The organism is Ensifer adhaerens (assembly GCF_000697965.2).
GTDB classification, from domain to species: Bacteria; Pseudomonadota; Alphaproteobacteria; order Rhizobiales; family Rhizobiaceae; genus Ensifer; species Ensifer adhaerens.
This window is the reverse complement of record NZ_CP015880.1, coordinates 3,828,747-3,849,427: the sequence shown is the minus strand read 5'-3', so window position 1 is coordinate 3,849,427 and position 20,681 is coordinate 3,828,747. Positions and strand designations below refer to the sequence as shown.

General features: G+C 63.7%; 18 protein-coding genes. 12 read left to right on the top strand and 6 right to left on the bottom strand.

Translation table 11 applies throughout. The features are described 5' to 3' along the window. The first annotated feature begins 167 nt into the window (after window positions 1–167). A complete protein-coding gene (locus tag FA04_RS18575; RefSeq protein WP_034804831.1) occupies window positions 168–1,160 on the top strand; it encodes a BMP family lipoprotein in 993 nt (330 codons plus the stop codon). Window positions 1,161–1,244: 84 nt separating this feature from the next. Here FA04_RS18575 and FA04_RS18570 read toward each other — a convergent pair whose 3' ends face one another. Together FA04_RS18570 and FA04_RS18565 are read right to left on the bottom strand one after the other, a co-directional pair. Then, window positions 1,245–1,454 carry a SlyX family protein gene (locus FA04_RS18570; RefSeq protein WP_034804834.1) on the bottom strand — a complete coding sequence of 70 codons (210 nt, stop codon included), beginning with the start codon at window positions 1,452–1,454 and terminating at the stop codon, window positions 1,245–1,247. 75 nt (window positions 1,455–1,529) lie between these two features. Next, a complete protein-coding gene (locus FA04_RS18565; protein WP_034804837.1) occupies window positions 1,530–2,261 on the bottom strand; it encodes a sulfate transporter family protein in 732 nt (243 codons plus the stop codon). A 194-nt stretch (window positions 2,262–2,455) separates the two neighbouring features. Between FA04_RS18565 and FA04_RS18560 the strand changes: the two genes are divergently transcribed. Genes FA04_RS18560 through FA04_RS18550 form a run of 3 tightly spaced genes read left to right on the top strand, consistent with a single transcriptional unit; the run spans window position 2,456 to window position 5,456 of the window. Further along, window positions 2,456–3,817 carry an amidase gene (locus FA04_RS18560; RefSeq protein WP_034804840.1) on the top strand — a complete coding sequence of 454 codons (1,362 nt, stop codon included), beginning with the start codon at window positions 2,456–2,458 and terminating at the stop codon, window positions 3,815–3,817. After that, window positions 3,814–4,725: an ROK family protein gene (locus FA04_RS18555; RefSeq protein ID WP_034804842.1), complete on the top strand. Its 912-nt coding sequence runs from the start codon at window positions 3,814–3,816 to the stop codon at window positions 4,723–4,725. The genes FA04_RS18560 and FA04_RS18555 overlap by 4 nt, the downstream gene beginning before the upstream one ends. Beyond that, complete coding sequence (locus FA04_RS18550; protein ID WP_034804846.1) at window positions 4,722–5,456, top strand: copper homeostasis protein CutC; 735 nt, start codon at window positions 4,722–4,724, stop codon at window positions 5,454–5,456. Before FA04_RS18555 ends, FA04_RS18550 begins: the two co-directional genes overlap by 4 nt. Window positions 5,457–5,542: 86 nt before the next feature. On the opposite strand, the gene nagA is transcribed toward FA04_RS18550, so the two are convergent. Genes nagA through FA04_RS18530 form a run of 4 tightly spaced genes read right to left on the bottom strand, consistent with a single transcriptional unit; the run spans window position 5,543 to window position 9,401 of the window. Then, window positions 5,543–6,703: an N-acetylglucosamine-6-phosphate deacetylase gene (gene nagA, locus FA04_RS18545; RefSeq protein WP_034804849.1), complete on the bottom strand. Its 1,161-nt coding sequence runs from the start codon at window positions 6,701–6,703 to the stop codon at window positions 5,543–5,545. Then, window positions 6,700–7,722: an SIS domain-containing protein gene (locus FA04_RS18540; protein WP_034804852.1), complete on the bottom strand. Its 1,023-nt coding sequence runs from the start codon at window positions 7,720–7,722 to the stop codon at window positions 6,700–6,702. Before FA04_RS18540 ends, nagA begins: the two co-directional genes overlap by 4 nt. Before the next feature lie 33 nt (window positions 7,723–7,755). Then, on the bottom strand, window positions 7,756–8,520 hold the full coding sequence (locus tag FA04_RS18535) for a GntR family transcriptional regulator (RefSeq protein WP_034804855.1): 765 nt from the start codon (window positions 8,518–8,520) through the stop codon (window positions 7,756–7,758). Beyond that, the gene (locus FA04_RS18530; protein WP_034804858.1) at window positions 8,517–9,401 is read right to left on the bottom strand and encodes a glucosamine kinase nucleotide-binding domain-containing protein; all 885 of its coding nucleotides are present in this window, start codon (window positions 9,399–9,401) and stop codon (window positions 8,517–8,519) included. The genes FA04_RS18535 and FA04_RS18530 overlap by 4 nt, the downstream gene beginning before the upstream one ends. A gap of 198 nt (window positions 9,402–9,599) precedes the next feature. On the opposite strand from FA04_RS18530, the gene FA04_RS18525 reads away from it, so the two are divergent. From FA04_RS18525 to FA04_RS18490, 8 genes are all read left to right on the top strand, one after another. Then, a complete protein-coding gene (locus FA04_RS18525; protein ID WP_034804861.1) occupies window positions 9,600–10,496 on the top strand; it encodes an N-acetylmuramic acid 6-phosphate etherase in 897 nt (298 codons plus the stop codon). Between the two features lie 57 nt (window positions 10,497–10,553). After that, window positions 10,554–11,813, top strand: a complete 1,260-nt coding sequence (locus tag FA04_RS18520) for an ABC transporter substrate-binding protein (protein WP_034804866.1) — start codon at window positions 10,554–10,556, stop codon at window positions 11,811–11,813. Between the two features lie 342 nt (window positions 11,814–12,155). Then, window positions 12,156–13,106, top strand: coding sequence for a carbohydrate ABC transporter permease (locus tag FA04_RS18515; RefSeq protein WP_034804869.1), 951 nt, complete (start codon window positions 12,156–12,158; stop codon window positions 13,104–13,106). A gap of 11 nt (window positions 13,107–13,117) precedes the next feature. Then, window positions 13,118–13,957, top strand: coding sequence for a carbohydrate ABC transporter permease (locus tag FA04_RS18510; RefSeq protein WP_034804872.1), 840 nt, complete (start codon window positions 13,118–13,120; stop codon window positions 13,955–13,957). Beyond that, complete coding sequence (locus FA04_RS18505; protein WP_034804874.1) at window positions 13,954–15,018, top strand: Gfo/Idh/MocA family protein; 1,065 nt, start codon at window positions 13,954–13,956, stop codon at window positions 15,016–15,018. Before FA04_RS18510 ends, FA04_RS18505 begins: the two co-directional genes overlap by 4 nt. Window positions 15,019–15,031: 13 nt before the next feature. After that, entirely contained in the window at window positions 15,032–16,033 is a 1,002-nt protein-coding gene (locus tag FA04_RS18500) for an ABC transporter ATP-binding protein (protein ID WP_034804877.1), read from the top strand. Between the two features lie 268 nt (window positions 16,034–16,301). After that, entirely contained in the window at window positions 16,302–17,513 is a 1,212-nt protein-coding gene (locus FA04_RS18495) for an efflux RND transporter periplasmic adaptor subunit (protein ID WP_472323144.1), read from the top strand. A 9-nt stretch (window positions 17,514–17,522) separates the two neighbouring features. Beyond that, entirely contained in the window at window positions 17,523–20,663 is a 3,141-nt protein-coding gene (locus FA04_RS18490; protein ID WP_034804897.1) for an efflux RND transporter permease subunit, read from the top strand. Window positions 20,664–20,681 lie beyond the last annotated feature (18 nt).

Genomic DNA, 20,681 nt, shown 5'->3' with positions numbered 1-20,681 from the left:
GCTTCAATTTTTACCATCTGAAAAATTTTGAGTGTTTTTTTGCCGTGACCGTGCAAGGATGCGCCACCCTAGCCCCAAGGAGAAGGGGGTGGGTTCCGCAGACAGGCTTCCGTCAGGGAGCCGGCGGGAGGACCCAATAAGATCAATAGCGACAACAGGGCTGCACGATGAAAAAAACAATTCTCGGTCTTTTTGCCTTTTCGATGATGTCCGCCACGGCACTGGCCGCCGACATCAAGCCGGCGATCATCTACGATCTCGGCGGCAAGTTCGACAAATCCTTCAACGAGGCTGCCTTTAACGGCGCCGAGAAGTTCAAGACGGAATCGGGCGTCGAATACCGCGAGTTCGAAATCGCCAACGATGCCCAGCGCGAACAGGCGCTGCGCCGCTTCGCCAGCGACGGCAACAGCCCGATCGTCATGGCCGGCTTCAACTGGGCGGCTTCGCTCGAGAAGATCGCGCCGGAATATCCGGATATCAAGTTCGCGATCATCGACATGGTCGTCGAGAAGCCGAACGTCAAGTCGGTCGTCTTCAAGGAACAGGAAGGCTCCTACCTCGTCGGCGTTCTCGCCGGTCTCGCTTCCAAGTCGAAGACCGTCAGCTTCGTCGGCGGCATGGACGTTCCGCTGATCCACAAGTTCGCCTGTGGCTACGTTGGCGGCGCCAAGTCGACCGGCGCTGACGTCAAGGTTCTGGAAGCCTACACCGGCACGACGCCGGACGCCTGGAACGACCCGGTCAAGGGCGGCGAAATCGCCAAGTCCCAGATCGACCAGGGCTCGGATGTCGTCTACCACGCAGCCGGCGGCACCGGTGTCGGCGTTCTGCAGGCAGCCGCAGATGCGGGCAAGCTCGGCATCGGCGTCGATAGCAACCAGAACGCCCTGCAGCCGGGCAAGGTCCTGACCTCGATGCTGAAGCGCGTCGACGTCGCCGTCTACGAAGCCTTCACGGCAGCCAAGAACGACAAGTTCGAATTCGGCATTTCCAACCTCGGCCTCAAGGAAGACGGCGTCGGCTACGCGCTCGACGACAACAACAAGGCGCTGATCACGCCCGAGATGCTCGACGCGGTGGAAAAGGTGAAAGCCGAAATCATTGCCGGCAAGGTCCAGGTCCACGACTACATGAGCGACGAGTCCTGCCCTTACTAAGAGCAGCGCTTGCGTCATGAAAAAGGCCGCCGGTTCATTGGACCGGCGGCCATTTTTTTGCTTGTCCTGACGTGAGCGCGGTGATCAGTAATGCGGCGGCTTCGTGATTGCCGGCGCGTCGAGAGACTGCTCTTCGAGCGTCAGGAACCTTTCTGTCAGCCGGTCGAGCTTGGCGCGCGCCTGCTCGACCACCTTCCATTGCTCGGCAAGCTGATCGGAAAGCTCCTCGATGGTCTTGGCTTGATGGGCCACGGTCTCCTCGAGGCGGGTGATCCGTTCGTCGGTGTTGCTCATTCTTGCAAACTCCATGGGCGCGCGGCGCCGTTTGCCGGCAGATTGGCCACAGCCGGCCTTATGTCAAGCAAGGCCTTATGCCTTCGCCGCCACACGCAGCGAGAACCCGGGATCCCTAGCCGAAAGACGCTTGTGCAGGTGCACCATCAGGCCGGCAGCAAAGAGCGGCGTCAAAAGGTTGACGAAGGGCACAGCCAGGAAGCCCGCGAGCAGTAGACCCGCGAGAAAGACGGTCGAGCGGTGCTTTTCCCGGAAGAGCCGCGCTTCCGCCGGCGCGCGATAGCGCATCGCCGCAAACTCGAAGAATTCGCGACCGAGCAGATAACCGTTGACCAGGAAGAAGGCGACGAGATTGACGCCCGGAACGAGCAGCAGCACCAGCGCCAGGAGGTTGCCGAGGATCACGACGCCCAGGAACTTCAGTGAGCCGGCAACCGCCTCGCCGAGCGGCAGCGGCCGTCCCGGGGGCTCGTTCGGATAGTCACGCTTCTCGATGACGTCGGCGACGTCGTCGAGGAAGAAGCCGGCGATCAGTGCGGTGACGGGCGCAAGAAGCAGGGCGAGCGCCAGGGCCAGGCCAAGGCTTGCGAAGATGCCGAGCACGAAGGTCAGCCAGCCGGCCCAGACGGGCGTGCCCGGCATCAGCGTGTCGATCCAGGGCAAGGCGAGCCAGATGAACACTTCGCGCACCGCAAACCACAGGGCGACAAGCGCAAGGATCGTCAGGCCCAGCACCTTCCAGAAGACCGATCGGGTCTCGGGTGCAAACAGATTGGCAAGCGACAGTCGCGCCGCGTCCAGGATCATCATCGCTCTCCAGCATGGGCCAAGGTTCGATGGTGCATGTAGGCAGAGGCGCTACCGGCGACAAGATAGTCCCGGCAGGCACCCGTCTTTATGCAAGATTCATGCGCCTCGTCTAAGGGAAGCATGGAAAACGCCGGGAGCGGCGATATTGTAGACATACGGGATGCCGGCAGCAGCGCTCCGCGGAGGATGACATGACAGAACAAAAGACACTCGCCAGCCTTTCGGTGCTGGTGCAGAGCGGCAAGCTGGATCCGGTGGAGCTCGCCAAGGAAACCTATGCGGCGATCGACGCACACGGCGATTACGCCATCTTTGTCGAGCTGACGCCGGAGCGCGCGACGCGGGATGCGGAGGCTGCCTCGAAGCGTCTGAGGGCCGGGCGGTCGCTCGGTCTGCTCGACGGCCTGCCGGTCGCCTGGAAGGACCTGTTCGACACCGCCGGCAACGTTACGACCGCCGGCTCGGCCGTGCTTCGGACGAACGCGCCGGCAACGAGCGACGCGCCTGTGGTCGCCGCCGTTTCCGCCGCCGGCATGGTCAGTGTCGGTCGCACCAACCTTAGTGAATTCGCCTTCTCCGGCCTTGGCCTCAACCCGCACTACGGCACGCCGCGCAACCCGGCGGCCACCGACGTCGAGCGCATTCCCGGCGGCTCGTCGTCGGGCTCGGCGGTCGCGGTTGCGGCCGGACTGGTGCCGGCGGCCATCGGTACCGACACCGGCGGATCTGTCCGCATTCCCGCAGCCTTCACCGGCATCGTCGGCTACAAGGCGACGCGCGGCCGCTATGCGATGAAGGGCATTTTTCCGCTGGCTGAAAGCCTCGATTCGCTCGGGCCACTCTGCCACACGGTACAGGATGCCGTCTGGGTGGACGCCGCCATGCACGGGCTGACGGCGCCGACCGTGCGCCGCGCCGACCTCTCGAGCATCGCGCTGGTGATCCCGGAAACAGTGGTGTTCGACGATGCGGAGCCGGAAGTCGTCGAGGCCTTCGAGGACGCGATCAAGCGGCTCGAGAAGGCGGGCGTTGCCGTCAGCCGCCGCGCTTTTCCATCCTTCTCGGCCGTGTTCGGGCTGATGGCCCGCCACGGCGCCCTGGTGACGGCGGAGGCCTATGCGCTGCACCGCGAGCGTCTGGCCGGGCCCGAGGCCAACGCGATGGATCCACGCGTCGTCGCCCGCACGCGGCTCGGCGAGAAGATCTCCATGCCCGACTACATCGCGCTCCTCGACGCGCGCGACCAGCTGATCCACGAGACGGTCGAAAGTCTGAAGCCGAACGAACTCATCGCCCACCCGACGCTGCCCCATGTCGCCCCGCCGATCGCGCCGCTTCTCGAAGACGACGAGCTGTTCTTCAAGATCAACGGCAAGACGCTGCGCAACACCTCGATCGGCAACTTCCTGGATTTCTGCGGCATCTCCATTCCTTGCGGGCTCGGGGCGGCGGAAATGCCGGTCGGCTTCCAGCTTGCGGCCCCGCATCACCAGGACGACCGGCTGCTTTCGGTGGCGCTTTCGGCCGAGGCGATCATCCGGGGTGAGGCATGATCGTCTGTTTCGATATCGGCGGCTCTGCAATCAAAGGCGCGATCGTGCATTCGCGCGACCGGATCTTTCCGTTGCCGCGCCGAACCACGCCGCTTACCAATTTCCGCCAGTTCGTGCAGGCGCTCGAATCGGTTCTGGACGAAGCGGGCGGACACCCGGACTGCGTGGCGATCTCGATCACCGGCGTGATCGATCCCGAGACGCGGCGCATCAAATGCGCCAACATTCCCTGCATCGACGGGCTCGAACTGGTTGCTGAACTCGAGGCGGCGCTGCATCTGCCGGTGAAGATCGCCAATGACGCCGACTGTTTTGCGCTGGCCGAGGCCGGAGCGGGTGCAGGGCGCGGTCATCGCATCGTCTTTGGTGCCATCCTCGGCACCGGGGTCGGCGGCGGCCTTGTCATCGACGGCCGGCTGATCAATGCCGATGGCGGATTCGCCGGCGAATGGGGCCATGGCCCGGCGATCGCGTCGGAGGCCGGGGATCCACCAATGGCGATTCCCGCCTATGCCTGCGGCTGCGGCCAGAAGCGCTGCGTCGATACCGTCGGCGGCGCCCGCGGGCTGGAACGGCTGCACCAGACGGCCCATGGCAAGACGCTTTCGAGCCACGAGATCATCGAGGCCTGGAAGGTTGGCGACGCCGAGGCGAAACGCACGGTCGACCTGCTCGTCGATCTCGTCAGCTCACCGCTGGCGCTCGTCATCAACATCACGGGTGCGACGATCGTGCCCGTCGGCGGCGGCCTTTCCAATGCCGAGGAACTGCTCGCCGAGATCGACAAGGCGGTGCGTAGCCGGATTCTGCGGCGGTTCGACCGGCCGTTGGTTGTGCGCGGCGAATGCCGGATCGAGCCCGGCCTCATCGGCGCGGCGCTGCTCGGGCTTTCAGGAGACAAGGCATGAGCGACATCAAACTCGAAGTCTGCGTCGACGATGCCGACGGGCTTTACGCGGCCATCGAAGGCGGCGCCGACCGGATCGAGCTTTGCGCCGCCCTTTCCGTCGGTGGCCTCACGCCCAATCCCGGCCTTATGGCGCTGGCTGGCCCGCCACGAGTGCCCGTCTACGCGATGATCCGGCCGCGGCCCGGCGACTTCATTTTCTCAACCGCTGACCTCGACGCGATGCGCCGCGATATCGACGCGGTGCGGGATGCCGGTCTGGCCGGCGTCGTGCTCGGCGCCTCGCTTGCCGATGGCCGGCTCGACACGTCGATGCTCACCAAGCTCAGCGGCCATGCGGCCGGACTCGGCATGACGCTGCACCGGGCCTTCGACCTCGTCCCGGATTTCGCCGAGGCGATGGAAATCGCAGTCGACCTTGGCTTCGAGCGCATTCTCACCTCAGGCGGGGCCAGGAGCGCGCCGCAGGCGATCGACCGCCTTAGCGAAATCATCGGCCTTGCCAAGGCCAGGCTGTCGATCATGCCGGGATCCGGCGTCACGCTGAAGACGGTCGACGCTCTGCTCGATCACCTCACGGTCAGCGAGGTGCACTCCTCCTGCTCGATTAGTGAGCCGGCTCAGGATCCACGCTTGGTCGATATGGGGTTCGTTTCTTCCGATCGGCGCCGCACCGATCCGGAGACGGTGCGGGCGATGAAGGTGAAGCTTGCGGCCCGCAGCCCGCGCTGATCGGCGCCTTTCCTTCCCTCATAGGAAAGACCCGGAGAGCGGAGCGCTTTCCGGGTCTTCTTGTCAAATCTTCTCGTAAGCGGCAATCAGGCTGCGTAGACCTGGTCGCCGCCAATCCAGGTGGAGCCCATGCCGAGTTCAGGCGTGAGCAACACGAAATCGGCGTCCGCTCCGGGCTTCAGCCGTCCCTTGTGAGTGGCAAGCCCCATGGCATCGGCGGGATAGGCGGACGCCATGCGAAGGGCTTCCTCGACCGGGAGGCCAAGCTTCTCGTGCACGAAGCGCACCGAAGACAGCATGTCGATGTCGGCGCCGGCAAGCGTGCCGTCGGCAAGCGTCAAGCGGCCACCTTCGCGCAGGATTTCGCGGCCATTGAGCTGGAAGCTCTTCATGTCGGTGCCGATCGGCGACATCGCGTCCGTGACGAGAAAGATCTGGCCCGGCCCCACCTTGGCGCGCAGCGCCACGCCCATCGACGCCGGCTCGACGTGATAGCCGTCGGCAATCAGGCCCGCATGCAGCGTGCCGGTGGCAAGCGCAGCACCGACCACGCCCGGCTCGCGATGGCCGAGACCGCTCATGGCATTGAAGAGGTGAGTGACGGTACGTGCACCCGCCTTGGCGTAGGCGACCGCAGTTTCATAGCCGACATCCGTGTGGCCGAGGCTGACGACGGCACCGGCATCGGCGAGCGCCTTTACCTGCTCCCTGCTGGCGTTTTCCGGCGCCACAGTCACCATCAGGACACCGAGCGCCTTGGCGCAATCGAGCATTTCGGCGAGATCGGCATCGTCCATCGACCGGATCAGTTTCGGATCATGAGCACCCTTGCGCGCGACCGAAAGATGCGGGCCTTCGAGATGCAGCCCGAGGAAACCGGGCACACCGGCCGCCTTTGCCTCAAGGCCGGCCTTGATGGTGGCGCTTCGGATTTCGCGCGTATCGGTGATCAGCGTCGGCAGAAGCGCCGTGGTGCCGAACTTGGCATGGGCCGAGCAGATCTGCCGGATGCCTTCGACGGTCGGCTCCTCGTTCAGAAGCGCACCACCGCCGCCGTTGACCTGCAGGTCGATGAAACCCGGCACCAGCAGCATGCCGTGGGCATCGATCCGTTCGGCGTCGGCGGGAATGTCGGCCGACGCCACGATCGCCTTGACGCGACCAGCTTCGATGACGAGGGCGCAGCCGTCGTGCCATTCGACGCCGTCGAACAGGCGGGTGCCGGTGATTGCCTTCCTCTCGCTCATCTCGTCTCCGTTACCTTCTTGAGGCTTGCCGGCGCATCGGGATTGAGACCGCGCGAACGCGACCAGGCCTCGACGAAACCGTAGAACGGCAGGATCAGCGTCAGCGCGTCGGTGATCGGGTGACCGGTCTCGACGAACGGCAGGCGCTTGGCCTTGACGGCGAGGTTCGAGGTAGCATGAACCACCGCGCCCTTTTCCGCCATACCGTCGGCAATGCCGGCAACCGACGTCTCGGCCGCATCACGGGCGGCAAGCGTCAGCACCGGGAACTTGGCGCCGACGAGCGCCACCGGCCCGTGCAGCACTTCGGCCGCCGAATAGGCTTCCGCATGCATGCCGGAGGTTTCCTTGAACTTCAGCGCCGCTTCGCTGGCGATGGCGAGCGCCGGGCCGCGGCCGAGCACATAGAGCGATTCGGCTTCGCCGAGATCGTCGGCAAAGGCCTGCCAGTCGAGCTTCACGGCCTTGGCAAACTGGTTCGGCAGGTCGGCGACCGCGCGCTGAAGTGCAGCGTCGCCGGTCCATTCGCCGAGCACGGCAAGGCCAGCGACGATCGAATTGACGTATGACTTCGTGGCGGCAACGGCGATTTCCGGACCGGCCAAGATGTCGAGCGGGTTGGTGCAGGCCTCTGAAATCGGCGACGGCAGCGTGTTGGTGAGCGCGATCGAGACCGCGCCGGCATCGGTTGCAGCCTTTGCCATGGCGACGATATCCGGGCTCTTGCCCGACTGCGAAATCGCGATCGCCGCGGCACCGCCGAGCTTCAGCTTGGCACCGTAGATCGAGGCGAGCGACGGGCCGAGCGAAGCGACGGGCACGCCGGCTTGCAGCTCGATCGCATATTTGAGGAACAGCGCCGCATGGTCGGAGGAGCCGCGGGCGATAGTGACGAGGAAGGCCGGATCCTTGGCGCGCAGTGCGGCGCCGGCGGCCTTCAGCTGGTCGGCGGAGCGTTCCAGCAGACGCTGGGCGGCTTCGGGGATCTCGTCGATTTCTCGGCGCATATTGGTCTGCATGGTCAATTCCCTTTCTTGGCGGAGCCGTCGCTTTTAGGATTCCGACAGCGTCAGTTCCGCGACAAAGTCATAGGCATCGCCCCGGTAGAGCGAGCGGGTGAATTCGACGACGCGTCCCGATGCGAGATAGGAGACACGTTCGATGGAAAGGCCGGCCGAACCGACGGCGACGCCGAGCATCGAGGCATCCGGATCCTTGATGTTGCAGGCGGAGATGCGCTGCACGGCGCGAACCGGTCGCGAGCGGGTCTTGTCGAGCGCAGTATAGAGAGACGAGGTGACGGCCTGCGGGTCCGGCAGGAACTCCGCCGAAATGCTGGCGCGCTCGATGGCAAGCGGCATGTCGTCGGCGATGCGCAGGCGCCCGAGCCGGGCAACCAGCGCGTCGGCCGGAAGGCCGAGCGCCATCATCTCATCCGGAGAGGGGTGAAACAGGCCGCGCTCCAGCCAGCGGGCATGGGTGTTCAGGCCGCGGCGCGCCATGTCTTCCGTGAACGAGGTCAGCCGCGAGAGCGACTGCTGCACCTTGGAGACCGGCTTGACGACGAAGGTGCCGGAGCCGTGGCGGCGAACCAGCAGGCCGTCGCGCACGAGATCGTCCACCGCCTTGCGCACGGTGACGCGGCTGATGTTGGCGTAGTCGGCAAGATCACGCTCGGGCGGCAGAGCGTCGCCGTGGTTCAACTTGCCCGACTGGATCGCGTCTTCGAGCGATTGCCGAAGCTTGAGATAGAGCGGCCCCGACCCTCCGGACTGCAGACCCTCGAGCGGCAGAATGGAAGCGAGCTGGTGCGTCATGCGCCTGCCCTCGCCTGGGTGCCGAAACGCTGGGCGGCAACGGCGACCGATCCGGTCAGCGCGTCGGCTTCCGCCTCGACGAGCAGGGCCTGATGCCGATCGGCAAGCCAGGGGCGATAGAGCGGCGCCAATCCGCCAAGAAGGCACAATCTTTCGCAGCCTCTTGCAACGACGACATCAAGCGCCTCGTCCACTGTGAGGGCAGCGGCTTTCAGGATGCGCACGGCAACCGGGTCGCCGGCGGCGGCGCCTTCGAAAACACGCGGCGCATAGCGGCCGAATTCCCCGGGCTTGGCGAGGCGGGCGAAATCGACGACGTCGCGCGCCTCGTTGTTGAATTCGGCAAGGACGCTGTCGGTGACCGCCGAGGCTTCATGAATATTGTCGAAGGCAAGCAGGCTTTCCTGCAGAAGCGCATGACCGATGCGTGCACCGCTGCCATGGTCGCCGATGGTGAAGCCCCAGCCGCCGACATAGCTGACGGTTTCGCCCTGGCGAAGGATATAGATGCTGCCGGTACCGAGAATAGCGACCGCACCGTCATGATTGCCGAGCGCGCCCTGAAGGGCAATCAAGCCATCGGATTCGATATCGGCTGCGGCGAACGGCAGGCGGCGCTTAACATAATGCACGGCGTCGCCGACATTGTGCCCGGCGACACCGACGATCGCCTTGGCAGCGGTTATGCCCTGGGGATCAAGGCCCGCTTCCATAAAGGCGGCGCGTGCGGCCTCACCGATATTGGCAAGCGCGGTTTCCGGGTCTGTCAGGATATTGGCCGCACCCGCCTTGCCGCGCCCGAGAATGCGCCCGTCCGCCGATGCCACGGCAGCCCGGCAGCTCGTTCCGCCGCCATCGATTCCGATCAGGTAATTTGTCATGAGTACCTCCGCCCATTGAGGATACCAAAAAAATACCAATAACCAAGCCTGAATCCGTCTGCAGTTTCGTTTTCGTTGCAATACGTTGAAATTCAAGGGCTAATTTAGCTGTTTAGTTTTTTAAGACGTCAAAACTTAAATTCTGCTGGACAATTGGTATTTTTTTGGCATTAATTTGACCAAGAGGAGATACAACCCATGCCGTCAGCCAAGACCGAAGAGCGCCACGACAACGCCAAGGGCCTGGATCTTATGCATCCGGCGCTGGCGCTCCGGCTGCTCGCGTCCGGCCAGCAGGCGGCCACCAAGGCCGTCGACGCGGCGATCGAGTCGATTGCGGCTGCCGCATCGCTCGCGGCCGAATCCCTCGCATCCGGCCGGCGTCTCGCCTATGCGGGCGCTGGCAGTTCCGGCCTGATGGCCATGGCCGATGCGCTCGAACTGCCCGGCACCTACGGCATTCCCCAGGACCAGATCGTCGTTCTGCTTGCCGGCGGCACCGCCAGCCTGAGCGACCTTGCGGGCGGCTATGAAGACGACATGGACCTTGCCCGCAACGACGTCCGCAAGGCCGGCATCGGCGCGGGCGACTGCCTTGTTTCCGTTTCCGCCAGCGGCTCCACCCCTTACGCGCTCGCCGCGGCCGACGAGGCCCGCAAGCTGGGCGCCAAGGTGATCGCTGTCGCCAACAATCCTGGTGCGGCGCTGTTCAAGGACGCCGACGTTTCGATCCTTCTGCAGACGCCCCCGGAAGTGGTTTCCGGTTCGACGCGCATGGGCGCCGGTACCGCGCAGAAGATCGCCTTCAACATGTTCTCGACGCTGGTCGGCATTCAACTCGGGCACGTCCTCGACGGCCACATGGTCAACCTGCGCGCCGACAATATCAAGCTGCACGGCCGCGCAATCCGCATCGTTACCGACATTACCGGCATCGGCGCTGGCGAGGCCGGCCGGCTGATCAACATGGCCTCCGGCTCGGTCAAGGTCGCAATCCTTCTCGCCTCTGGCGCGAAGGACGTTGCGGTCGCGGAGGCGGCACTGAAAGAGGCCAGACAGAACCTGCGCCGGGCGATCGATATCGTCACGGCCTGACATAAGCCTGGGATTCAAACCGCGCCAAAACGGCGCAACATAAGAGGGAGAAGCTGAATGACCCGTACGACTATCAAGGGCCTGCTGCTTGCGTCGAGCATTCTCGGCACGGCCGGGCTGGCGCACGCCGAGGACGTGACGCTGACCATCGAAAGCTGGCGCAACGACGACCTGGCGATCTGGCAGGAAAAGCTGATCCCGGCCTTCGAAGCCAAGAACCCGGGCATCAAGGTCAAGTTCGCCCCGATGGCACCGACCGAATACAATGCCGCGCTCAACGCCAAGCTCGACGCCGGCTCCGCAGGCGACCTCGTCACCTGCCGTCCGTTCGACGTCTCGCTCGAACTTTACAACAAGAAGCACCTCGCCGACCTGACGAGCCTGCCGGGCATGGAAAACTTCTCGCCGGTCGCCAAGTCCGCCTGGACCACCGACGACGGCAAGGCCACCTTCTGCGTGCCTATGGCATCGGTCATCCACGGCTTCATCTACAACAAGGACGCCTTCGACCAACTCGGCATCCAGATCCCGACGACGGAAGCGGAATTCTTCGCTGCCCTCGACAAGATCAAGGCCGACGGTAACTACATCCCGATGGCGATGGGCACCAAGGATCTCTGGGAAGCCGCAACCATGGGCTACCAGAACATCGGCCCGAACTACTGGAAGGGTGAGGAAGGCCGCGCCGCGCTGATCAAGGGCGAGCAGAAGCTGACCGACGAGCCGTGGGTCGAGCCCTACCGCGTTCTTGCCAAGTGGAAGGATTATCTCGGCGACGGCTTCGAAGCCCAGACCTACCCGGACAGCCAGAACCTCTTCACGCTCGGCCGCGCCGCGATCTATCCGGCAGGCTCGTGGGAGATCGGCCTGTTCAACACCCAGGCTCAGTTCAAGATGGGCGCCTTCCCGCCGCCGGTCAAAAATGCTGGCGACACCTGCTACATTTCGGACCACAACGACATCGGTATCGGCCTCAATGCCAAGAGCGCACATGCCGAGCAGGCCAAGACCTTCCTGACCTGGGTTGCTTCGCCTGAGTTCGCCGACATCTACGCCAACGCACTGCCGGGCTTCTTCAGCCTCAACTCGACCCCGGTGAAGATGACCGATCCGCTCGCCCAGGAATTCGTCTCCTGGCGCGAAAAGTGCAAGCCGACGATCCGCTCGACCTACCAGATCCTGGCACGCGGCACCCCGAGCCTGGAAAATGAGACCTGGGTCGAATCGGCCAACGTGATCAACGGCACGGATACGCCTGAGGTTGCCGCCGAGAAGCTGCAGAAGGGCCTCGACGCCTGGTACAAGCCGGCGAAGTAAGACGTAAGCGCAACAGGTTCCCTCCCCTTCTTGGGGAGGGTCGGCCCTACAGCGCCGCACGTTCTGGACGTGCATAGAGCACCTTTAGCCGGATGGATTTAAGGATGCCGTAGGGACCGGGCGGGGCGACATGCCGAATGACGGCACTCCCCCAGCCGAAGCGTCACCGGCCTCCCACAGTGGGAGGCCACCGACGCAGTCGTTTGCAAAAGAACGCGATAGACTTAACCTTCGTCATGAGCCCTCGATAAAGGGGCAGACGGCATGCGGCGCGACCGGCCGCGTGGCGCCGGTGCGCATCATGATTGTCTGGGGACCGGTCTTCTAGAAACGGATGGATCCATGAGTGACGCTCTTTCAGTGCAAGAGGGACAGCCGACCGCAAGGCGGCCGAAACGCTGGCACATCCTCGTCTTCCTGCTGCCGGCCTTCCTGGTCTATTCGGCGGTGATGATCCTGCCGTTGATCGAGACGCTCAGGCTTTCGCTGTTCAACACGGTCGACGGCCAGTCGACCTTTGTCGGCCTTGCGAATTTCCAGACGCTGTTTGGCGAAGAGCGCTGGGCGCACGACTTCTGGAATGCGCTGAAGAACAACGTCATCTTCTTCATCATCCACATGTGCGTGCAGAACCCGATCGGCGTTGCGCTCGCCGCCATGTTGTCGATCCCGAAGCTGCGCTTCGTCACTTTTTACCGCACGGCGATCTTCCTGCCGACGCTGCTCTCCTTCGTGATCGTCGGCTTCATCTGGAAGCTGATCCTGTCGCCGATCTGGGGCGTGGCACCCGGCATGCTCGACCTCGTCGGCCTGAAGTCGCTGTTTGCCCCCTGGCTCGGCAAGCCGGGCTCGGCGCTCATCACCGTGTCGCTGATCTCGGTCTGGCAATATGTCGGCATCCCGATGATGCTGATCTATGCCGCCCTGCTCAACATTCCGGATGAGGTAATCGAGGCTGCCGAATGCGACGGCGTCACCGGCTGGAGCCAGTTCTGGAAGATCAAGCTGCCGCTGATCCTGCCCGCCATCGGCATCATCTCGATCCTGACCTTCGTCGGCAACTTCAACGCCTTCGACCTGGTCTACACGGTGCAGGGCGCGCTTGCCGGTCCCGACGGCTCGACCGACATTCTCGGTACGCTGCTCTACCGCACCTTCTTCGGTTTCCAGCTGCAGCTCGGCGACCGCTCGATGGGCGCGACGATCGCCACGGTGATGTTCCTCATCATCCTCGCCGGCGTCTCGCTCTACCTCTTCGTCATTCAGCGCCGCATGCGCCGCTACCAGTTCTGAGGAGACCGGAGATGTCGAAAGCACGCGATTCATTTCTCCGCACCGGCTTCGTGCATGCAGCGCTCATCGCCTACACGCTCATCTCGCTGTTTCCGGTGTTCCTGACGATCATCAACTCGTTCAAGGATCGCAACGCGATCTTTCGGGCGCCGCTGACGATCCCGACGCCGCAGACCTTCAGCCTGATCGGCTATCAGACCGTCCTTGGCCAGGGGGACTTCGCCACCTATTTCCAGAACAGCTTCATCGTCACGATCGTCTCGATCGCGCTGGTGCTGCTCTTCGGGGCGATGGCCGCCTTCGCGCTGTCGGAATACCGCTTCCGTGGCAACACGCTCATGGGCCTTTATCTCGCGATCGGCATCATGATCCCGATCCGTCTCGGCACCGTCGCCATTCTGCAGGGCATGGTCGCTGCCAACCTCGTCAACACGCTGACGGCACTGATCCTCGTCTATACGGCCCAAGGCCTGCCGCTCGCGATCTTCATTCTCTCGGAGTTCATGCGCACGGTCTCGGATGACTTGAAGAACGCCGGGCGCATCGACGGGCTGTCGGAATATTCGATCTTCTTCCGCCTGGTTCTGCCGCTCGTCCGTCCGGCCATGGCAACCGTCGCGGTCTTCACGATGATCCCGATCTGGAACGATCTCTGGTTCCCGCTGATCCTCGCGCCGGCCGAAGCCACCAAGACCGTGACGCTCGGCTCGCAGATCTTCATCGGCCAGTTCGTCACCAACTGGAACGCGGTTCTGGCGGCACTGTCGCTCGCCATCCTTCCGGTTCTCGTCCTCTACGTCATCTTCTCGCGGCAACTGATCCGCGGCATCACGGCAGGAGCAGTCAAGTGAGTGCAAGCAGCAAACCGGTCCGGGTCCTCGTCGCGGGGCTCGGCAACATGGGGCGCAGCCATGCGCTCGCCTATCACAACAATCCCGGCTTCGAGATCGTCGGCCTCGTCAACCGCTCGAAGGTGCCGCTGCCGGAGGAACTGAGCGGCTACACGATCCATCCGGACTTCAAGACGGCCCTGGCCGAATTGAAGCCCGAGCTCTGCTCGATCTGCACCTATTCGGACAGCCATGCGGACTTTGCGGTCATGGCGTTCGAGGCCGGCGCCGACGTCTTCGTCGAAAAGCCGCTCGCAACCACCGTCGCCGACGCCGAGCGCGTCGTCGCGGCTGCGAAGAAGCACGGCCGCAAGCTGGTGATCGGCTACATCCTGCGCCATCACCCCTCGTGGATCCGGCTGATCGCCGAAGCGCGCAAGCTCGGCGGTCCCTATGTCTTCCGCATGAACCTGAACCAGCAGTCCAGCGGACCGACCTGGGAGACGCACAAGTCGCTGATGAAGACGACGTCGCCGATCGTCGATTGCGGCGTGCACTATGTCGACGTCATGTGCCAGATCACCGATGCCAAGCCGGTGGAAGTGCGCGGCATGGGGCTCCGTCTCTCCGACGAGATCGCGCCCGACATGTACAATTACGGTCACCTGCAGGTGATCTTCGAGGATGGTTCGGCCGGCTGGTATGAAGCCGGCTGGGGGCCGATGATCTCGGAAACCGCCTTCTTCGTGAAGGACGTGATGTCGCCGAAGGGATCGGTGTCGATCGTCATGGACCAGAATGCCAAGTCCGACGACATCGACATGCACACAAAGACCGCGGTGATCCGGCTGCACAACGCCGAAACTGGTCCCGATGGCCGCTTCCTGAAAGCCGACGAGGACCTGAAGATGGACGGCGAGCCCGGCCACCAGGAACTCTGCGACCGCGAGCAGGCCTATGTGCTGAAGGCCATTCGCCAAAACATCGACCTCGACCGTCACATGAACGACGCCGTGCAGTCGCTACGCATCTGCCTTGCCGCAGACGAAAGCGTGCGCACCGGCAGACCAGTCAAACTTTAAAGGGGGCAACCAGGTGGGATCGCTTCAACTCAAATCCATCCGCAAGGCCTACGGTAGCCATGAGGTGCTGAAGGGCATCGACCTCGAGGTGAAGGACGGCGAGTTCGTCATCTTCGTCGGCCCGTCGGGCTGCGGCAAGTCGACCTTGCTGCGCACCATCGCTGGCCTCGAGGACGCGACCTCCGGCAGCGTGCAGATCGACGGCACGGAAGTCGGCCACGTGGCGCCCGCCAAGCGCGGCATCGCCATGGTGTTCCAGTCCTACGCGCTCTATCCGCACCTGTCGGTGAAGGACAATATGGGCCTTGGCCTGAAACAGGCCGGCGCTCCGAAGGCGGAGATCGAGGACAAGGTCGGCAAGGCTGCGAACATGCTGTCGCTCGATCCCTACCTGGCCCGTCGCCCGGCCGAGCTTTCGGGCGGCCAGCGTCAGCGCGTGGCGATCGGCCGCGCGATCGTGCGCGAACCGAAGCTCTTCCTGTTCGACGAGCCGCTTTCGAACCTCGACGCGGCGCTGCGCGTCAACACCCGGCTTGAGATTGCCCGGCTGCATCGAAGCCTGAAGGCAACGATGATCTACGTGACCCACGACCAGGTGGAGGCGATGACGCTCGCCGACAAGATCGTCGTCCTCAACGCCGGCCAGATCGAGCAGATCGGCTCGCCGATGGATCTCTACAACCGCCCGGCCAACGTCTTCGTCGCTGGCTTCATCGGCTCGCCACAGATGAACTTCATCGAGGGCGCCCGGCTCGGCGATGTCAAAGCCAAGACGATCGGCATCCGCCCGGAGCACATGGCGCTTTCACGCGAGAGCGGCGACTGGAAGGGCAAGGTGGTGCATGTCGAGCACCTCGGCGCCGACACCATCGTCTATATCGATTCCGAGCAGGTCGGCACCATCACCGTCCGCCTCTTCGGCGAACATCGCTACGCGCCTGACGACATCGTCTATGCGACGCCGACGGTCGGTGCCATGCACCGTTTCGGCGACGACGACCGCGTCCTCGCCTGATGCGTTTTGAGGCTAAGGCCTCATCACAGCTGCGTGAAAACCAGCCGCCACGGGACTAACCCCTTGTGGCGGCTTATTTATTTTTTGAATAGCTGTGCTGAATGACTCTGTTGCGCTGCAAAGCGATTTAACATACATTTGTGTTTGTATATTAGCTTTCCGGTATTTTCCCCAAGCAATACCGGTTCCGCTCCCCTTCACTTCCGGACCGCACGGGCACCTTGCGAGATGCACCTGTCGCCTGCGGTCACCGAATATGGACATCGCTATGCGCATGAACCGACCGACACTGGCCGCCGCCTTGGCAACTGTGATTCTTCTTTCCGGCTGCCAGAAAGAGGAAGCACAACAGGGCGCCGCCGCATTCCCACCGTCCGCCGTCGCGGTCTTCACGACCAAGACCGAAACCCTGCCGATCACCAACGAGCTTCCGGGCCGCATCGCCGCGACCCGTGTCGCCGAGGTCCGTCCGCGCGTTTCCGGCATTGTCGTCGAACGCGTCTTCCAGCAGGGCTCCAAGGTCAATGCCGGTGACGTGCTCTACCGCATCGATCCCGCGCCCTTCCGCGTCCAGGTCGAAAAGGCAGAGGCAACGCTTCGGCGCGCCCAATCCATTCGCCAGCAGGCCCAGCAGAAGGCCGATCGCCAGGAGCAGCTGAAGAAGGCGAACGTCGTCGCCGCGCAGCAGCTGGAAGATGCGGCTGCGCTGCTTGCGACCGCCGACGCCGATGTCGCGATCGCCGAAGCCGGCCTCGCGGCGGCCAAGCTCGACCTGCAATATGCCGACGTGACGGCACCGATCAGCGGCCGCATCGGCCGTGCGCTGATCACCGAAGGCGCGCTCGTCAGCACCAACAGCTCGGAAAATCTCGCGACGATCCAGCAGCTCGACCCGCTCTACGCCGACTTCACCCAGTCGGCGACCGACCTCATCCGCCTGCGCAAGGCGCTTGAGGACGGCCAGATGATGAACGGCGACGGCGAGGAAGCCGAAGTCCAGCTCGTGCTCGACGACGGCACCACGTATGAGCACAAGGGCAAGCTCCTGTTCTCGGAGGCCGCCGTCGACGCGACGACCGGCCAGGTGACCCTGCGCGGCGAATTCCCGAACCCCGACAACGACCTGCTTCCCGGCATGTATGTTCGCGTACTTGTGCAGCAGGGCGTCGAGAAGGACGCGATCACCGTTCCGCAGCAGGCCGTCCAGCGCAACAACGCCGGCCAGTCGCAGGTTTATGTCGTCGGCGCCGACAACAAGGTCGAGTTCCGCAACGTGACCCTCGGCCGCACGATCGGCACCCGCTGGCAGGTGACCTCCGGCATCAAGGCCGGCGAAAAGGTCATCGTCGAAGGCTTCCAGAAGATCGGCCCCGGTGCCCCCGTCGAGCCGACGGACTGGAACCCGGACGCCAAGCCGACTGCCGAAGCAGCGCAGACAACGGCCGCTGCCGACGAAAAGCCTGCCGAAGCTACAAAGTGAGTTTGATTGATGCCTAGTTTTTTCATCGACAGGCCTATTTTTGCCTGGGTGGTGGCGATCTTCATCATGGTCGCCGGCGTCATTGCGATTCCGCTTCTGCCGGTATCGCAGTATCCTGACGTCGCGCCGCCGCAGATCTCCATCAACACGAGCTACCCCGGCGCCTCGTCGCAAGACACCTATCAGAGCGTCACGCGACTGATCGAAGACGAGCTGAACGGCGTCGAAGGCCTGCTCTATTTCGAGTCGACCTCCAGCGCCTCCGGCTCGGTCGAAATCAGCGCCACCTTTGCACCGGGCACCGACCCGGGACAGGCGGCCGTCGACATCCAGAACCGGGTTCGCCGCGTCGAACCGCGCCTGCCCGATTCGGTCAAGCGCCAGGGCGTGCAGGTCGATGAAGCCGGCTCTGGCTTCCTGATGATCGTGGCTCTCACCTCGACCGACGGCTCGATGGACGCCATCGGCCTCGGCGACTATCTAAGCCGCAACGTGCTTAGCGAAATCCAGCGCGTGCCCGGCGTCGGCCGTGCGCAGCTGTTTGCCACGGAACGCTCGATGCGCGTCTGGCTCGATCCGGACAAGATGCTGGGTCTGAACCTGACGGCTGCGGACGTGACCAATGCGATCACGGCGCAGAACGCCCAGATCGCTTCGGGCTCGATCGGCGCACAGCCGAACCCGATCACCCAGCAGATCAGCGCGCCCGTCGTCGTCAAGGGCCAGCTCGAAAGCGCCGAAGAGTTCGGTGCGATCGTGCTTCGCGCCAATCCGGACGGCTCCTCCGTCCGCCTGCGCGACGTTGCCCGCATCGAGATCGGCGGCGAAAGCTACGCCTTCTCGACGCGCCTGAACGGCAAGCCGTCGGCGGCTATCGCCGTCCAGCTTTCGCCGAGCGGCAACGCCATGTCGACCTCGGCCGCCATCAAGGAACGCATGGACGAACTGGCGAAGTTCTTCCCGCAGGGCCTCGAATATTCGGTTCCCTACGACACCTCGCCCTTCGTCGCCGTTTCCATCGAGAAGGTGCTTTCGACGCTGGTCGAAGCGGTCGCGCTCGTGTTCATCGTGATGTTCCTGTTCTTGCAGAACATCCGCTACACCATCATCCCGACGCTCGTCGTGCCGGTGGCGCTCCTCGGCACCTGCGCGGTCATGCTGGCGATGGGCTTCTCGATCAACGTTCTGACCATGTTCGGCATGGTGCTGGCGATCGGCATTCTCGTCGACGATGCGATCATCGTCGTCGAAAACGTCGAACGCATCATGTCCGAGGAAGGGGCAACGCCGAAAGAAGCCACCCGCAAGGCGATGAAGCAGATCACCGGCGCCGTCATCGGCATCACGCTGGTTCTCGCCTCGGTGTTCATTCCGATGGCCTTCTTCCCGGGCGCGGTCGGTGTGATCTATCGCCAGTTCTCGCTGACGATGGTCGTCTCGATCCTGTTCTCCGCACTTCTCGCTTTGTCGCTGACACCGGCGCTCTGCGCGAGCTTCCTGAAGCAGGTTCCGAAGGGTCATCATCACGCCAAGCGTGGCTTCTTCGGCTGGTTCAACCGCTCGTTCGACAAGACGTCGCACGGCTATAGCGGCATCGTGAAGCGCCTGGTCCACCGGACCGGCCGCTACATGATCGTCTATGTCGCGGTGCTCGCCGGTCTCGGCTGGCTGTTCATGAAGCTGCCGTCGTCGTTCCTTCCGGACGAAGACCAGGGCTTCGTGATCGTCATGATGCAGCTGCCGTCGGAAGCAACGGGCAACCGCACGACCGAGGTGGTGGAGCAGGCCGAGAAGATCTTCGGCCAGGAAACGGCAGTCGAACGCATCATCGCGATCAACGGCTTCTCCTTCTTCGGTACCGGCCAGAACGCAGCGCTCGCCTTCGTGACGCTGAAGGACTGGAAGGAACGTGACGCCGACAACGCCGCACAGTCGATCGCCATGCGGGCGACGATGGCGATGAGCCAGATCAAGGATGCGATCAGCTTCGCGCTGTCGCCGCCGGCGATCCAGGGCCTCGGCACCACCGGCGGCTTCTCGTTCCGCCTGCAGGACCGTGGCGGTCTCGGCCAGGCGGCGCTGTCGCAGGCCCGCGACCAGCTGCTCGGCATGGCCGCCGAGAGCAAGGTGCTCTCCGGCGTCCGCTTCGAGGGCATGCCCGATGCGGCTCAGGTCAGCGTCACGATCGATCGCGAGAAGGCCAACACCTTCGGTGTGACCTTCGCCGATATCAACTCGACGATCTCGACCAACCTCGGCTCGTCCTACGTCAACGACTTCCCCAATGCCGGACGCATGCAGCGCGTAACGGTGCAGGCGGACGAAGGTCAGCGCATGCAGACCGCCGACCTCCTGAACCTCAACGTCCGCAACGCCAATGGCGGCATGGTGCCCCTGTCGGCCTTCGCGACGGTGGAGTGGGTCAAGGCGTCGACCCAGACGATCGGCTACAACGGCTACCCGTCGGTCCGTATCAGCGGCGAAGCCGCCCACGGCTACTCCTCGGGTGACGCGATCGCCGAGATGCAACGGCTGGCGGGCCAGTTGCCTGCAGGCTTCGGTTACGAATGGACCGGCCAGTCGCTGCAGGAAATCCAGTCCGGCACCCAGGCGCCTCTCCTGATCGCGCTGTCGTGCCTTCTGGTGTTCCTGTGCCTTGCAGCCCTCTATGAGAGCTGGTCGATCCCGGTGGCGGTGATCATGGTCGTTCCGCTCGGCGTCATCGGTTCGGTGCTCGCCGTGATGATGCGCGACATGCCGAATGACGTCTACTTCAAGGTTGGCCTGATCGCGATCATCGGTCTCTCGGCCAAGAACGCGATCCTGATCATCGAGTTCGCCAAGGAACTGCGTGAGCAGGGCAAGTCGCTGATCGACGCGACGCTGGAGGCGGCACATCTTCGCTTCCGGCCGATCCTGATGACGTCGCTGGCCTTCACGCTCGGTGTTCTGCCGCTGGCAATCGCCACGGGTGCCAGCTCCGGCAGCCAGCGCGCCATCGGCACGGGCGTCATGGGCGGGATGATCTCGGCAACGGTGCTCGCCATCTTCTTCGTTCCTGTCTTCTTCGTGTTCGTCACGAAGCTCTTCAGCCGAAAGAAGGTGGAGAACACACCGACAGCCGCAGAAAACCCGACACCCGCCGAATAAAACAAGACTGGACGGCCC

Bases quoted from the DNA above. Each gene is read 5' to 3' on its own strand.
- FA04_RS18530 (WP_034804858.1), bottom strand. From the start codon at position 9,401: ATGACAAATTACCTGATCGGAATCGATGGCGGCGGAACGAGCTGCCGG.
- FA04_RS18550 (WP_034804846.1), top strand. From the start codon at position 4,722: ATGAGCGACATCAAACTCGAAGTCTGCGTCGACGATGCCGACGGGCTT.
- FA04_RS18525 (WP_034804861.1), top strand. From the start codon at position 9,600: ATGCCGTCAGCCAAGACCGAAGAGCGCCACGACAACGCCAAGGGCCTG.
- FA04_RS18575 (WP_034804831.1), top strand. From the start codon at position 168: ATGAAAAAAACAATTCTCGGTCTTTTTGCCTTTTCGATGATGTCCGCC.
- FA04_RS18520 (WP_034804866.1), top strand. From the start codon at position 10,554: ATGACCCGTACGACTATCAAGGGCCTGCTGCTTGCGTCGAGCATTCTC.
- FA04_RS18535 (WP_034804855.1), bottom strand. From the start codon at position 8,520: ATGACGCACCAGCTCGCTTCCATTCTGCCGCTCGAGGGTCTGCAGTCC.
- FA04_RS18490 (WP_034804897.1), top strand. From the start codon at position 17,523: ATGCCTAGTTTTTTCATCGACAGGCCTATTTTTGCCTGGGTGGTGGCG.
- FA04_RS18510 (WP_034804872.1), top strand. From the start codon at position 13,118: ATGTCGAAAGCACGCGATTCATTTCTCCGCACCGGCTTCGTGCATGCA.
- FA04_RS18555 (WP_034804842.1), top strand. From the start codon at position 3,814: ATGATCGTCTGTTTCGATATCGGCGGCTCTGCAATCAAAGGCGCGATC.
- FA04_RS18495 (WP_472323144.1), top strand. From the start codon at position 16,302: ATGCGCATGAACCGACCGACACTGGCCGCCGCCTTGGCAACTGTGATT.
- FA04_RS18515 (WP_034804869.1), top strand. From the start codon at position 12,156: ATGAGTGACGCTCTTTCAGTGCAAGAGGGACAGCCGACCGCAAGGCGG.
- FA04_RS18540 (WP_034804852.1), bottom strand. From the start codon at position 7,722: ATGCAGACCAATATGCGCCGAGAAATCGACGAGATCCCCGAAGCCGCC.
- FA04_RS18565 (WP_034804837.1), bottom strand. From the start codon at position 2,261: ATGATCCTGGACGCGGCGCGACTGTCGCTTGCCAATCTGTTTGCACCC.
- FA04_RS18570 (WP_034804834.1), bottom strand. From the start codon at position 1,454: ATGAGCAACACCGACGAACGGATCACCCGCCTCGAGGAGACCGTGGCC.
- nagA (WP_034804849.1), bottom strand. From the start codon at position 6,703: ATGAGCGAGAGGAAGGCAATCACCGGCACCCGCCTGTTCGACGGCGTC.
- FA04_RS18560 (WP_034804840.1), top strand. From the start codon at position 2,456: ATGACAGAACAAAAGACACTCGCCAGCCTTTCGGTGCTGGTGCAGAGC.